General features: G+C 50.9%; 12 protein-coding genes, 5 tRNA genes and 1 pseudogene. 17 read left to right on the top strand and 1 reads right to left on the bottom strand.

Going from position 1 to position 14,680, the window contains the following annotated elements:
• Positions 1-301, top strand: a 301-nt coding sequence (locus CCB157_RS05490) for a LysM peptidoglycan-binding domain-containing protein (RefSeq protein ID WP_143286936.1), incomplete at its 5' end; no start/stop codon positions are given.
• Between the two features lie 792 nt (positions 302-1,093).
• On the opposite strand, the gene CCB157_RS05480 is transcribed toward CCB157_RS05490, so the two are convergent.
• Complete coding sequence (locus tag CCB157_RS05480) at positions 1,094-1,177, bottom strand: YjcZ family sporulation protein (RefSeq protein ID WP_077614910.1); 84 nt, start codon at positions 1,175-1,177, stop codon at positions 1,094-1,096.
• A gap of 583 nt (positions 1,178-1,760) precedes the next feature.
• On the opposite strand from CCB157_RS05480, the gene CCB157_RS05475 reads away from it, so the two are divergent.
• From CCB157_RS05475 to CCB157_RS05395, 16 genes and pseudogenes are all read left to right on the top strand, one after another.
• Entirely contained in the window at positions 1,761-2,084 is a 324-nt protein-coding gene (locus CCB157_RS05475) for an ion channel (protein WP_238594605.1), read from the top strand.
• A 131-nt stretch (positions 2,085-2,215) separates the two neighbouring features.
• Positions 2,216-2,290 (top strand) — tRNA-Glu (locus CCB157_RS05470).
• Between the two features lie 4 nt (positions 2,291-2,294).
• Positions 2,295-2,370: transfer RNA gene (locus CCB157_RS05465), tRNA-Val, on the top strand.
• 53 nt (positions 2,371-2,423) lie between these two features.
• Positions 2,424-2,508, top strand: a tRNA-Tyr gene (locus CCB157_RS05460).
• 453 nt (positions 2,509-2,961) lie between these two features.
• Positions 2,962-3,037, top strand: a tRNA-Lys gene (locus CCB157_RS05455).
• Positions 3,038-3,042: 5 nt separating this feature from the next.
• Positions 3,043-3,117 (top strand) — tRNA-Gly (locus CCB157_RS05450).
• 307 nt (positions 3,118-3,424) lie between these two features.
• Positions 3,425-4,319, top strand: a pseudogene (gene rocF / locus CCB157_RS05445) (arginase).
• 252 nt (positions 4,320-4,571) lie between these two features.
• The gene (gene sigW / locus CCB157_RS05440; RefSeq protein WP_077614908.1) at positions 4,572-5,147 is read left to right on the top strand and encodes an RNA polymerase sigma factor SigW; all 576 of its coding nucleotides are present in this window, start codon (positions 4,572-4,574) and stop codon (positions 5,145-5,147) included.
• Between the two features lie 5 nt (positions 5,148-5,152).
• A complete protein-coding gene (locus CCB157_RS05435; protein ID WP_077614907.1) occupies positions 5,153-5,827 on the top strand; it encodes a zf-HC2 domain-containing protein in 675 nt (224 codons plus the stop codon).
• A 249-nt stretch (positions 5,828-6,076) separates the two neighbouring features.
• Complete coding sequence (gene cdaA, locus CCB157_RS05430) at positions 6,077-6,895, top strand: diadenylate cyclase CdaA (RefSeq protein ID WP_077614906.1); 819 nt, start codon at positions 6,077-6,079, stop codon at positions 6,893-6,895.
• On the top strand, positions 6,888-8,126 hold the full coding sequence (locus CCB157_RS05425; protein WP_077614905.1) for a CdaR family protein: 1,239 nt from the start codon (positions 6,888-6,890) through the stop codon (positions 8,124-8,126). Before cdaA ends, CCB157_RS05425 begins: the two co-directional genes overlap by 8 nt.
• Positions 8,127-8,280: 154 nt before the next feature.
• Positions 8,281-9,630, top strand: a complete 1,350-nt coding sequence (gene glmM / locus CCB157_RS05420) for a phosphoglucosamine mutase (RefSeq protein WP_077614904.1) — start codon at positions 8,281-8,283, stop codon at positions 9,628-9,630.
• A gap of 824 nt (positions 9,631-10,454) precedes the next feature.
• On the top strand, positions 10,455-12,257 hold the full coding sequence (gene glmS / locus CCB157_RS05410; protein WP_077614902.1) for a glutamine--fructose-6-phosphate transaminase (isomerizing): 1,803 nt from the start codon (positions 10,455-10,457) through the stop codon (positions 12,255-12,257).
• 591 nt (positions 12,258-12,848) lie between these two features.
• On the top strand, positions 12,849-13,331 hold the full coding sequence (locus CCB157_RS05405) for a DUF2975 domain-containing protein (RefSeq protein ID WP_077614913.1): 483 nt from the start codon (positions 12,849-12,851) through the stop codon (positions 13,329-13,331).
• 10 nt (positions 13,332-13,341) lie between these two features.
• Positions 13,342-13,563, top strand: coding sequence for a helix-turn-helix domain-containing protein (locus CCB157_RS05400; RefSeq protein ID WP_003353470.1), 222 nt, complete (start codon positions 13,342-13,344; stop codon positions 13,561-13,563).
• Between the two features lie 292 nt (positions 13,564-13,855).
• Positions 13,856-14,617 (top strand): DUF817 domain-containing protein, encoded by a 762-nt coding sequence (locus CCB157_RS05395; RefSeq protein WP_077614912.1) that lies wholly within the window; start codon positions 13,856-13,858, stop codon positions 14,615-14,617.
• The last annotated feature ends 63 nt before the right edge of the window (positions 14,618-14,680 follow it).

Here is a 14,680-nt window from a genome sequence, read left to right as displayed (position 1 = left end):
TTTAAGAGAATCCGCTATGCCGGCTCTCTTAACGGAGAACGGCTTTATCGATAACGCCAGCGATGCGGCGAAAATGAAAAGTTCCTTTTGGCTCGACAAAGTGGCGAGGGGCCATGTGAACGGATTAGCCCTGGCTTTCAACCTGCAAAAGAATACGGCGGTTTATCATACCGTCGTTGCCGGCGATACCGTTTATTCATTGAGCCAACAGTATGGAAGCACGATTGACCAAATAAAAGAGTGGAACCATTTGGATGACAACTACACCATTTATGTCGGGCAAGTTTTGCGCGTGAAATAACAATAAAGGAAAGGGCAGTGGCTTTCAAAGTCATTGCCCTTTTTCATATATTTGCTTGGCATGTTCAACCCTGTGCCTTTCACTACATGATCGAAAAAAATATCCAACGTCGTGCGTTCGTTTACGAACCGCGGCGCACGGGGATTGAAACGCAGCCTTTATGTCCAAGATGCCGCCGGCATGTCCACTTTCCGTCCTCATCAGTCACCGCCGTGACCTCAATGGCCTGGTGAACGGAAACCGGTGGGCGATCGGTCGATGATTTATCTTGGGGCGAATCGCCCAAGATGTGTCCATAAGATATCCAAAGCGCGTTTTAAAAAAATCGCCTGTTCAAGAGATTTTTTCGTACATAAAAAATTTGGGGTCCGGGACGGTCTTTTGTCTTTCTCAGTATGTGCAGCATGCGGATGAAAACATGCTAAAAATTTCGGCGCTCTTATTGGTATATATAACCAATTGGGAATGGGAAAAACCGTTGGATTTGACAAAGTCAGGATGGGGTTGCCGGTTCGCTGAGGCAAAAACGCGGGATGATGGCCAGAAAGGGAGGTGAAGAACAAAGCGCCTGGTTTTTTAGGTGCTTGCATTAATCATCAAAAGGCCGCATTTGCCATATGATATACAAACCGCTGAACGCTGTTGCTCGTCCACGGCCAAAAGATGGCGAATCGGGCGGGACGACCGGCTGCCGAAAAATCCGATTCCCTCTTTAATGCAGAAAGGGCGCCCCAAGTAAGGGCGCCGTCAAAAAGGTGATGGGATGTGCAGGACCGGTGGGGCGTTTGGCGGTTAGATAAGGTATGCGGTTCCGACAATGATCAGGAGTATAAACAATACGACGATTAACGCAAAGTTGAAGGGGTAATAACTCATATCTTTTCACCCCCTCTCCGTGGGGATAATACATCTTATGCATTTTGGCAAAAGACGGCATGGACAAAGGTGAATTTTGCCGAAAAAAGGCATATGGCTCGGTATCGATGCAATAAGAGCAAAATGCGGGGATTGAGATTTGCGACAAGATCTGTTGCGGATCCTTATCCGCCATATTTTCACTAATATAAAAAACAGTGTTATGGTGAGGCTAATGAGTGTTCACAGCCAGGTGAACAAATCCTTTTCGGTGGTGAGACGAGACGATGGGACAAAGACGAGGTTGGATGCCGTTGATTGCGGCGATTGGAGTAGGTGCGGCCGCTTACCAATTCATGCGTCCGAACAGCCGATTGGCTAATATGGTCAGACACCGAATCCAACGCATGTGGCAGGCAAAAAATTTATTCCCGACTGGGTCATAGTCAGTGCCTTCAAGAGGGGACAACACGCCGAGCCGATCGGCGCTGTTGTCTTTTAAGCGTCAAATATCCCTATTCCGTTTGTGGACGGCAGTCAAAGGAGGCCTGTCGCCCAGCCATGTTTAGAAAGGGAAATATTCGGCATGAAACAGACCGGGTTTTTGTACAATTCGTTGACCTTGTTGATCTTTTGCGTCAATATCATTGTTGTTTTCAGCGTGGTATACGTTTTGTTTGATTTAACCGGTCTCGGCCGGCTTGTTGAAGTGCAGGCCCATCCAAGCGGTCCGGCGGCGTGGGCGGCCTATCTGGCCCGGACCATGTATTTCAGCGCCATGACGCTTTTTTCTGTAGGTTACGGAGATATCTGGCCGGTCGGATGGTCCCGGGCGGTGGCGGTGATTGAAGCAACGGTGGGCTACATTTTGCCAGCGGTCGTTGCGGCTCAATACCTCAGGGTGTTCCCCACTCGCTGGAAATCGTGAGGCAAGATGTCTAGGTATAATGCTGAGAAGGATAAGTGTCTTCTGAATTCATTGATTTTGATTTAGGGCTTTACATAGGAAAATGAACTGTATATAATAAATAACGTCCATTCGGGATAATTCTAACTCATGGCCCCTTGGTCAAGTGGTTAAGACACCGCCCTTTCACGGCGGTAACACGGGTTCGAATCCCGTAGGGGTCACCATTTTGGAGGATTAGCTCAGCTGGGAGAGCACCTGCGTCACATGCAGGGGGTCGGCGGTTCGATCCCGTCATCCTCCACCATATCTCATGTATTTGTCCATTATGTTGTTGCGATCGGCTGTCCGCGAGCATATGGAGGGATAGCGAAGTGGCCAAACGCGGCGGACTGTAAATCCGCTCCCATCGGGTTCGGAGGTTCGAATCCTTCTCCCTCCACCATTGAGAAATCTCGGACAAGCGATCGCCAATGGTTTTAAATACATATAGGCCGTTCGCTCATCGGTTGAGCGAGCGTTGCCTCTGCCAAATAGGCTGTGAGTTGCCCAGAGGAAGTCTGCTTTGGAGCGGAAGCGATGTGGGCAAACACAAAGACGTTTTCGCATCGGACAGAATCGGCATCAGCCAAGCACCAAGCTCATACATCATTTATCCATATGAGCCATTAGCTCAGCTGGTAGAGCAACGAGCGGGGCATCTGCCGAATAAGCGGCGAGTTGTCTCGAGGAATCCCGCTGCGGAGCGATGCGAGAAGACGCAGAGACAGCGACGAGCATCAGCCGAGTATGCCGCGAGTTGCGAAAACGAGCAATACTGCTTGAAGATGCTGCGGTTTTCGCATCGAACAGAATCGGCATCAATCAAGCACCAAGCTCATACATCATTTATCCATATGAGCCATTAGCTCAGCTGGTAGAGCATCTGACTTTTAATCAGAGGGTCGAAGGTTCGAATCCTTCATGGCTCACCATTTTTGCGGAAGTAGTTCAGCGGTAGAACACCACCTTGCCAAGGTGGGGGTCGCGGGTTCAAGTCCCGTCTTCCGCTCCATTTTTTTTATTTGGCAAAGCTCAATCCATGATAAAAACGAAACCACACGTCTGCGCCAGATCCTTTGATCCGCGTCAGACGGATCGAATGAAAAGTTCAAGCATGCCCTTGTTGTCGGGGCATGCTTTTTTGTTGCCATGAAAAACGACACGAGATCATGGCGAATCGGCGGTTCCGTTTTAATCGGCGGTTGTGCGCGCCCGCGATTCGTGTAAAATAGGAATCAGGAAAAAAGAAAGCGCATACATGGAGCAACATACGTTAAAATGATGCGGCTTTGAACGGGAAAACGAAGGAGGTCACAGTCATGAACAAGGAGATTTCCGTCATCGGCGCGCGATGGATTTGGGGCAAACCCGCCGCGCGTCGACATGGGACCGAGCGCGATGCGATACGCGGGTCTTATCGAACGGTTGGAATCCCTCGGCTATCGTGTCGAGGATTGCGGCGATATCGAAATCGGCCGGCCGGCATCGCAAGAAGAAACCGGCAGATTGAAAAATCTCAAAGCCGTCGCCGAAGCCAATGTCAAATTATATGAGGTGGTTTCCAAAGAAGTGAAGAAGAACCGGTTTCCGCTCGTGCTCGGCGGTGATCATAGCATTGCCATCGGGACGCTCGCCGCGGTCAGCCGGGCATATAAAAATCTCGGCGTGATTTGGTATGATGCCCACGGCGATTTAAATACGCCCGAAACGTCACCGAGCGGCAACATTCACGGCATGCCCTTGGCGGCCAGCCTCGGATTGGGACACGCCGCATTGACCGGCATCGGCGGGTATGCCCCCAAAGTCAAACCCGAAAATATCGTCCTCATCGGCATCCGCTCGTTAGATGAAGGCGAAAAAGCGCTTATAAAAGAGAAAAACATTCGTGTGTATACGATGCATGAAATCGATAAATTGGGGATGACGCGCGTCATGACCGAAACGATCGAATATTTGAAGGGGAATACGGATGGCGTGCACCTCAGCCTTGATCTCGACGGTTTGGATCCAAACGATGCCCCGGGGGTCGGCACGCCGGTCAGCGGTGGCATCACATTCCGCGAAAGCCATTTGGCCATGGAGTTGTTGGCCGATGCCGACATCATCACCTCGGCCGAACTCGTCGAGGTCAATCCAATCCTGGACGAGCGCAATAAAACCGCGAAGGTCGCTGTTGATCTGGCCGGCTCGCTTTTCGGGGAAAAGATTTTATAGTCTTTCGGATAAAACGGAAACCGTTCACAGATTGTCAGGGATAAAGACGCAAGTATCGCCGCGGCTGCGGCGGTATTTTTTTTGGAATTTCGCCGAACGGGGGGCGCGTGCCGGCCAAGCGCGGAGCCGTAAATGAGCCTTGCGGTTTCCTAAGTTTTTCCCACTTGACGACCAAGATTTGCTAGAATGTTTTTGAAACCCTCGTGGGGTTCGTTCGTATAAGACAATGCCACAGAAATGAGGCTAATACGCATGAGCGATCACATTCATCATTTGATCAATAAAGTGAAGGCGGGCGATCACGACGCCTTCGCCAAAATTGTAGACCTATATAAAGGCCAAGTTTATAATATTTGTTTGCGATTGATCGGCATTCCCGCGGAAGCCGAGGACATCGCTCAGGAATCGTTCATTCGCGCTTATACGAACATTGACCGCTTTGAAACGGATAAAAAATTTTCCACATGGCTTTTTAAAATCGCTACGAATTTATGCATCGATTATCTGAGAAAGAAAAAGCCGGGCGCTTCCTTAGATGCCGAGCTTCCGGGGACGGACGGATATAATATGTATGCCCAACTTGCCGCTTCCGACCCCTCGCCGGAAGAACAAGTGGCCGCGAGTGAGATGAGCGATTGGCTGCATGCGGAAATCCGCCGCCTGCCGCCCAAATATCGTTCGGCGATCGTGTTGAAGTATGTGGAAGACTTGAGCCTGAAAGAAATTAGCGAAATATTGGATATTCCCGTACCGACGGTCAAAACGAGAATTCACAGGGGACGGGAGGCTTTGAGAAAACGGCTTGTCCGTGATCGCGTAAAGAGGTGAGAAACATGGCCTGTTCCAAACCGTGGCGTCAACTGATCGAAAAGGTGATCGATGGGGAAGCGACCGCAGCCGAACGCCATGAGTTGGAGGCGCATATGAAAACGTGCGCGGACTGCAGGAGGCATTTTCATGAGCTCGAGGAAGTCATCTCCGCCCTTCAAAGCGCCGAGCCGGCCGCACCGCCGCCGAATTTTACCGAGGGCGTCATGCGGCGAATCGAACGCCCGCACGGGAGAGAAGCTTCACCTCTTTTGAGATGGCTAAAACGGCATCCCATCGCGACGGCAGCTGCGTTTTTTATCGTGCTCATGACCGGCTATATCCTCTCGCTTTGGGAGCAGGCGCCGTTTCAAGCCGTCGTGAACGGGTCGGGCGACATTAAATATGAAAATAACCGGACGGTTGTGGTTCCGAAAGGCGAAGTGATAAAGGGAGACCTGATCGTTCAAAACGGCAAGGTAAAAATCGAGGGGAAAGTCCAAGGCAACGTCGTGCTGATTAACAGCCGGCATCTCATGGCTTCCGCCGGCGAGGTGACCGGGGATATTAAGGAAATCAATCAAGTGCTTGAATGGTTGTGGTATCGCGTCAAACAGACGTTTGCTCACATCTTTTTCGCGGTCCCGTCGGAGTCGTCCCGCTCCCTGACGCCCTCTCGGTTATGGATGGCTCCATTGTAAAATAGTGGAGGCCATCGTTTTGGGGATCGGGTTTCGAGTACCGTTCGCGAGCGGATCGGTTGCCCGCCGCCGTGTCAGCAGGAGAATGCGGAGTGGACCGGCAGGCGGGATTTTTCTGCACCGGATATCGGGGGACATGCGGGCCTGTATGAGCCCTAATGCGCGCCGGGGCGTTTAACACGAATGCCGGCGTCGTATGTTATAATTGGAGACGTAAGGTTTGAGCGCTATTTTTGGAGGATGGACACCATGTTTTCGTGGACGGATATCAATCTCCTCGATATGCTCCGGTCTGTTGTGGATATACTGCTCGTCACATACGTCATATATAAAGTCATCATGGTGATCCGCGGAACCAAAGCCGTCCAGTTACTTAAGGGCATAACCGTCATCATTCTCATCTGGTTCTTGAGCAGTATACTCAAGTTAAAAACGTTGAATTTCATCATGACCCAGGCCATCTCGTACGGCCTGCTGGCGATCATCATCATTTTCCATCCGGAGTTGCGGCGGGCGCTCGAACAACTCGGACGCGGCCGCCTTTTTTCGAGAGAAATGCATGAAGAAGAACAGCGCCGGCATACCATTGAAGCTCTGGTCACCGCCTCCGCCTATATGGCCAAGCGGCGGATCGGCGCTTTGATCGCCATAGAAAGAGAAACGGGATTGAATGATTATATTGAGACCGGCATTCCGATCAACGCCAAATTGACTTCCCAATTAATCATCAATATTTTTATACCGAATACGCCGCTGCATGACGGTGCCGTGATCATCAGAGGCAATGAAATCACCGCGGCCGCTTGTTATTTGCCGCTATCGGAAAGCCCCTTCATTTCCAAAGAACTCGGGACGAGACACCGGGCCGCGATCGGCGTCAGCGAAGTGACGGACAGCATGACCATCGTCGTCTCGGAAGAAACCGGTTCGATCTCTGTGGCCAAGAACGGGGACTTGTATCGGAACCTTACGGAGGAAAGGCTCAAGGAAATGCTGGAGCATGAATGGCTGAACAAAATGTCGGGATCGGGGCGACGCTGGAACTGGAGAGGAAAGCAAAATGGATAAAATATTCCGGAGCAGTTGGTTCATTAAGATCATTTCCTTTCTCATCGCCTTGATGCTTTACAACGTCGTCTCTTCGAACGAAATTGCCGACAATAACGATAACGCCTTTTCCTTTACGACCGGGAACCAGAAAGCGACGATGACTGAGGAGCTTGAGGCGAAATATGACCATGATAAATATATTGTCATGGGCCTGCCGAAAACGGTCGATCTCTTGTTGAGGGGAACGAGCGAACAGATCACGAAGGCGAAACTTTTGGCGACGCGCAGAGTCTATGTCGATTTGACCGGTAAAAAACCGGGAACATACCGGGTCAAGGTCCTGACGGCCGGGTTTCCGGCGGGACTCCACGTCGAACCCAATCCGTCGTCGATCCGAGTGACCATTCAGCGGAAGGTCACGAAAAACTTTTCGGTCAATGTGGATTTCTTGAATAAAAACGACTTGGCGAACGGCTATCAACTCGGCGATGCCAAAATCGATCCGGCTAAAGTCGCCGTCACCGGCGCCGAAGACATCGTCAATCGCATCGCCTTCGTCAAAGGCATTGTCGACGTGCAGGATGCGTCCGATACCATTCGCGCCAGAATGGCCTTGAATGCCTACGACAAGGACGGCAACCAATTGAATGTTCTCATCAATCCGGGGATCGCCAGAGTGGAAGTGCCGCTCGTCCATCCTTCAAAAGAGGTGGCGGTCGACATTCACTCGACCGGCCATGCTCCGAATGATAAGTCCGTCGCCTCCATCGATGTCGATCCGCAAACCGTGAAGGTTTACGGCAAAAAGGAAGTATTGAACAGCATCGATAAAATCACGCTAAACTTGGCGCTGAACCGCATCGACCACAGCGGGGCTTACGAAGTGAAGGTGCCCGTCCCAAGCGGCGCCGATAAGGTCGAGCCCGATAAGGTGACGGTGAACGTGACGTTTAAAGAAGATGAAAAAAAAACGGTAAAAAACGTTCCGATCGCGGTGGAGGGGCTGGATGACCCCGACCAAACGGTCGCGTTCATCAGCCCGAAAGACCGCATGGCCGACGTGGTTTTGATCGGTGATAAAAGCGCGATCGATGCGATCAAACCGTCCGACATCCAGTTGATCGTCGACCTAGCCGGCTTGGGCGAAGGCGAACACGAAGTGGACATTATGGTAAAAGGTCCCAAGAACGTCGAGGTCCGGCCCGTCCCCAAAACGGCGAAGGTTCGAATCGGCTCGGGAAGCGGATGAACGACGCCAATGACGGCCAACGGCCCCGCGCTTTTATGTGACAGAGACAAAGAAAGGGGCGAGCCCGTCGCCTTGGCGCGGGCAGGCACTCTTGGGAATCATAAATCCATCACTATTAAAACGAGCTCGATATGTTCAAAAGGAGCGAATGGAAATGGGTAAGTATTTTGGTACAGACGGGGTAAGGGGGATTGCCAACACGGAACTGACGCCGGAATTAGCTTTTAAACTCGGCCGTGCGGGCGGACATGCTCTGACGAAACACGCTGAGCGCCCGAAAATTCTGGTCGGCCGCGACACGAGGATTTCCGGCCACATGTTGGAATCGGCGCTGGTGGCCGGTTTGTTGTCCATCGGGGCGGAAGTCATGCGCCTCGGCGTCATCTCGACACCCGGTGTCGCTTACCTGACCAAAGCGATGGGCGCCGATGCCGGCGTCATGATTTCGGCCTCCCATAACCCGGTTGCCGACAACGGCATCAAGTTTTTCGGCAGCGACGGGTTTAAATTGAGCGATGAGCAAGAAGCCGCCATCGAGGCCCTTCTCGAAGGCGAGGATCACTTGCCCCGTCCGATCGGCAAAGAAATCGGCGTCGTCAACGACTACTATGAAGGCGCGCAAAAATATTTGCAGTTCCTGAAGCAGACGGTCGAAGAGGAAGATTTCGGCGGCCTGCGCATCGCTTTGGACTGCGCCCACGGAGCGACGTCCTCCATCGCCCCGCACCTTTTTGCCGATCTGGAGGCGGATATCGTCACCATCGGCACCTCGCCGAACGGGATCAATATTAATGACGGCGTCGGTTCGACGCATCCGGAAGCCTTAGCCGAACTCGTAAAGAAAGAAGGCGCCGACGTCGGACTCGCCTTTGACGGTGACGGTGATCGCCTCATCGCGGTCGATGAGAACGGAAACATCGTGGACGGCGACCAGATCATGTACATATGCGCCAAGGCGTTTCACGATGAGGGAAGATTGAAGAAAAACACCCTCGTCACCACGGTGATGAGCAATCTCGGTTTATATAAAGCACTGGAAGCGGAAGGGATCGCCGCGAAGCAGACTGCCGTCGGTGACCGCTACGTGATGGAAGCTATGCGCGAAGGCGATTATTCCATCGGCGGCGAGCAGTCCGGCCACATCATTTTCCTCGATTACACGACGACCGGCGACGGGATGCTCACCGCTTTGCAGCTCGTGAACATTATGAAGGCGACGGGGAAATCGTTGTCCGAACTCGCCCGGCCGCTGAAAAAGTACCCGCAAAAACTCGTGAACGTCAAAGTCTCGGACAAAGAGGCGGTAAAAGACAATCCGCGGGTCGCCGAAGCCATTCGCCAAGCGGAAGCGGATTTGGCCGGTAACGGGCGCGTGCTCGTCCGGCCGTCGGGCACCGAGCCGCTCGTCCGCATCATGGTGGAAGCTCCGACCGAAGAGGACTGCGACAAATACGTCCGTGCCGTGGCCGACGTCGTTGAAGCGGAACTCGGTGCAAACGAATGAAGCGGCGGGCCCGCCCCCGTGGTCCGATGAAACCTTCCGGCCGATGAACGGCCGCCGCCCTTGGCCGGGCGGAAACGGGCGACTGCAAAAAACGGCGGTTTTTGCGGCGCTATCTTTTATTTCGACCGTCCATTTCCCGGCGTTTAGCGGCGGCGCAAGGCCGTTTCCCATCGGTCACCTTTCGGAAGGCGGCCACATAAAATGATCATGACGGATCGCGCGGGCGGATCGGGGATTATGATCGGGTGAGAAACGCGCGGTTTGCGGCGGAAAGCGGAAGAGATGAAAAAGACCATGGCGATGTTCTATGCGTCCATGGCAAGCGGATGGGGTTTTAAATAAATTTTTTTCGGAACCGATTCCCGCCGCTCTCAACACATTTTTACTCATCTTTTCAGGGACTGATTAACCTGAGCAGCGGGACGGCGCCGGCGATCAAGAGGCACGAGCGACAGCCGGTTTTTCGTCGGCGCGGTTCCGTCTCACTTCTTGTTCAATGGCGCGGCAGCCGTCATTGACAAACCGCGTTTTAATATAATAAGATTAAAGCGTCATTTACTCAAGAATAGAAAGGTGGGTCGTGACAACTGAATATTTAAAGCGCCAGGGCTGGCCACGGACGGAAATCGGCCAGTCGACGAGGAAGAGGAGCATCGAACGTTCGGCGGATGCCTCTCGGGTTGGCTCACACCCGCAAGCCGACGTCCGAAAACGGAGGGGCGACCTTCCGGACAAGGACCCGGCGGTGAGCGAATACGACAAAAACAAGTGGGGCAAGAAGCCCCACGGTTTTCTTGCCCCACTTCAGGGGGAGAAAACAAAGCATGTGCGGTATCGTTGGATACATCGGAGAACAAGATGCGAAGGATATTCTCATCGAAGGCTTAAAAAAGCTTGAATATCGAGGTTACGATTCGGCCGGCATCGGGCTGCTGAACGATGACGGCGTCCATGTTTTCAAAGAAAAAGGGCGGATCAGCGCGCTGGAAGCCGCGATCGATCGCAGCGTGCACGCGACGGTCGGCATCGGTCACACCCGGTGGGCGACCCACGGCGAGCCGAACCGGGAAAACGCCCATCCGCACCAAAGCGCTTCCGGACGGTTCACGCTCGTGCACAACGGCGTGATCGACAACTATGAGAAACTGCGGAACGAATATCTGGCCGGCGTTCAGTTGAAGAGCGACACGGATACGGAAGTCATCGTGCAAATGATTGAAGTGTTCGTCAAGGACGGCATGGCCGTCGAGGCGGCGTTCCGGAAGACGCTTTCGCTTTTGCACGGTTCGTATGCGATCGCCATGATCGACGCCGAGAATCCCGACGCGCTCTTTGTCGGAAAAAATAAGAGCCCGCTGCTCGTCGGCGTCGGCGCCGGGTTTAACGTTGTCGCCAGCGACGCGATGGCGATGCTCAAGGTCACCGATCGATTCATCGAATTGCTGGACGAAGAAGTCGTCATCGTCAGCCGCGATCATATCCGGATCATGACGCTCGCGGGAGAAACGGTTGAACGCGCGCCGTTTAAGGCGGAACTGGACGCCTCAGATATCGAAAAAGGCACCTATCCCCATTACATGCTGAAAGAAATCGATGAACAACCGGCGGTCATCCGGCGGCTTCTCTCGGCTTACCAAGACGAAAGCGGCCATATCCGGCTCAGCGATGATGTCCGCCAAGCGGTTTTGGCTTCGGATCGCATTTATATCATCGCGGCGGGCACGAGCTATCACGCCGGTCTCGTCGGCAAACAGCTTTTAGAAAACATCGGCAAGGTGCCGACGGAAGTCCATATTGCGAGCGAGTTCGGCTATAATATGCCGCTTTTGTCGAAAAACCCGCTGTTCATCTTCATCTCGCAAAGCGGCGAAACCGCCGACAGCCGCGCGGTGCTCGTGCAAGTGAAAAAGCTCGGTTTCCGCACGCTCACCATCACGAACGTGCCGGGCTCGACGCTGTCGCGCGAAGCCGATCACACGCTGCTCTTGCATGCGGGTCCGGAAATCGCGGTGGCGTCGACGAAAGCCTACACGGCGCAAATCGCGGTGCTGGCGATGTTGGCGGTTGAAGCCGCACGCGCCAAAGGCATCGATCCGAACATCGATCTCGAGAAAGAGTTGAGCATTGCCGCCAACGCCATGCAGACGCTCGTCGATCAGAAGGAAACGATGGAGGCGCTCGCCAAGGAATACCTTGCGGCGACGCGCAACTGCTTCTTCATCGGCCGGGCGGTGGACTACTACGTCGCGCTCGAAGCCGCCTTGAAATTGAAAGAAATCTCGTATATTCAAGCGGAAGGATTTGCCGGCGGCGAACTCAAACACGGCACGATCGCGTTGATCGAAGAAGGCACGCCGGTCGTCGCCATCGCTACGCAATTCCACGTGAACGGCAACATTCGCAGCAACGTCAAGGAAGTGACGGCCCGCGGCGCCAAGGCCTGCATCATCAGCATGGAAGGCCTGAACGAAGAAGGCGACCGCCTCGTCCTTCCGGAAGTCCACGATGCCCTCACACCACTTGTTTCGGTCGTCCCGTTGCAATTGTTCGCGTACTACGCGGCGCTCCACCGCGGCAATGACGTCGACAAGCCGCGCAACCTCGCGAAAAGCGTGACGGTGGAGTAAGGTCGTTGCATTTTGTTGGTGTTATCGACGTAAAATAAATCCCGTCCTGGGAAATTAAAAAAGTATCCAAGAAAGCCCAAGAAAGCCGAGCGGTGTTAGGGTTCATGCCTGATCACCGTTCGGCTTATTCTTTTGGTAAAGGGATCGGGATGAGGGTGAAAGAGAAAAGCGAATCAGGATTTGTCCCAATATCCCCCTCCCCTTGGCCCCCCTAATCTCCTCAAACTCTTTCCTTGGACATTTTATCAACGTTCCATTTCCCTTATCCTTTCACCCATATCCCCTAATTCTTTCCGATTTTGCGGACATGATTTATTTTCCTGTTTTTTGTTCCCATTGCATCCTGAAATGCCGAGAGCCTTATGTGGCAAGGGATTGGTTCTTAAGAGGGGCTTAAGTGGGATGGACATGTTTTTTTCCTTTGACATCGTGTATTTCTTTTTTAATGAGGAAGGCTTTTCATCTTTGCCTAAAATTAAAAGGACATTACTATACAACGATAAAAACACAATAAAAACCAATAATAATTTATTGCAAAACGATAAATGGGGTATTAAAATCATATTATCAATAATAAGTGAGGTGTTTTTTATGAAACAAGTTACGACACTCTTTTTAAAGCTAGCTGTTATTTTTATAGGAATCCTAGTTCTTGGATTGTGCATATTTTTGGTGCCTAAGATCGGGAATTTTGCTGGAGAATTGTATCCAGATATTGCTTATATGAAATCTCTCGTTTTAATCGATATGTACACGGCAGCGATACCTTTTTACTTTGCTCTGTATCAAGCTTTAAAACTTTTAAGCTATATTGATAAGAACCAAGCGTTCTCGGAATTATCGGTAAAGGCTTTAAAGAATATAAAATACTGTGCCATCACGATCAGTACCTTGTACCTGCTAGGTATGCCACTCTACTATCTCATGGGAAAAAAAGTTGACCCTCCAAGTTTCATACCAATGGGATTGGTCATTATTTTCGCCTCTATGGTGATCGCCTTTTTTGCTGCTGTTCTCCAAAGACTTTTACAAGAAGCCATCGATATAAAATCGGAAAATGATTTAACGATCTGAGGTGAATCACTTGGCAATTATAATCAATCTTGATGTGATGTTGGCTAAAAGGAAAATGAGCCTTACAGAACTTTCGGAGAGGGTTGGAATAACGATGGCTAATCTTTCTATATTAAAAAATGGAAAGGCAAAAGCAATTCGATTATCAACTTTAGATGCGATTTGTAAGGCTTTGGAATGTCAGCCTGGCGATATTTTAGAATACAAAAGCGACGAAGACACTCAAGGATAATGAAAGTTGGGAAAATTTACACGGTATGATTGCTGACATTTTTTTGTTTCTAACCTTGCTGTAATCCTATCCATCATCAATTAAAAGGAAAGGGGAGTCACTTATAATTTAACCATTCATAAAATTTACAAATATTTAGGCATAAAATGTATTGGGGGATATAAATATTTTTTAAATCGCCTTTTAAATAATAGAAGAAATGATTCGGCGGTGAGCCTGGGTGCATAACCCTAAATCTATCTTAATCAGAACTTACATATATATTCAGAAGAAAACTTTGGTGGCACAAATCATGAGCGCTCTAAAACAACTCGTTCGTTTTGGTTGGGAACAGGCCCTATCCTGTTTGTTTCCTGTCGTGATTTTTGCCTCTTTGGCTTTTACAAAAATCATGCCGCTTCCTTTCCTGCCACGGTATGACTGGCTGCTCATCATCTGCCTTCTGATGCAGTGGTGGATGGTGCATTCAGGGCTTGAAACACGGGATGAACTAAAGGTTATCATAATGTTCCACCTTATTGGGCTTGCCCTTGAAATTTTCAAGGTAAATATGGGCTCCTGGTCTTATCCGGAGAAAGGATATTTCAAAATTTTTGGAGTGCCTTTGTATAGCGGATTCATGTACGCAAGTGTAGCGAGTTATCTTTGCCAGGCGTGGAGGAGGCTTAAGGTTGAACTGGTGAAGTGGCCGCCGTTTTTGGTGGTTGTACCTCTTGCAGCTGCGATTTATTTGAATTTTTTCACCCACCATTATTGGATGGACGTTCGTTGGTGGTTATCCGGACTTGTATTTATCGTCTTTTGGCAATCATGGGTCACATTCGAGGTGGATGGAACTCGTTACCGTATGCCACTCGCACTTTCTTTTGTGCTCATCGGATTTTTCATATGGATAGCCGAAAATATCGCAACGTTCTTTGGAGCTTGGGAATATCCATACCAAACCGATGCATGGAGTCTCGTTCATCCAGGAAAGGTGAGTTCATGGTTCTTATTAGTGATTGTTAGCTTTCTTATCGTAGCGACGTTAAAGCAGGTTAAGGGAAAAATGTAACCGTCAAGTACTTTTAAACCATTTTCGCTAAATAACTTTGAACACGATTTGCCCAAAATGGTC

The organism is Caenibacillus caldisaponilyticus, from assembly GCF_002003465.1.
GTDB classification, from domain to species: domain Bacteria; phylum Bacillota; class Bacilli; order Bacillales; family Sporolactobacillaceae; genus Caenibacillus; species Caenibacillus caldisaponilyticus.
This window is presented reverse-complemented; position numbering and strand designations above follow the sequence as displayed.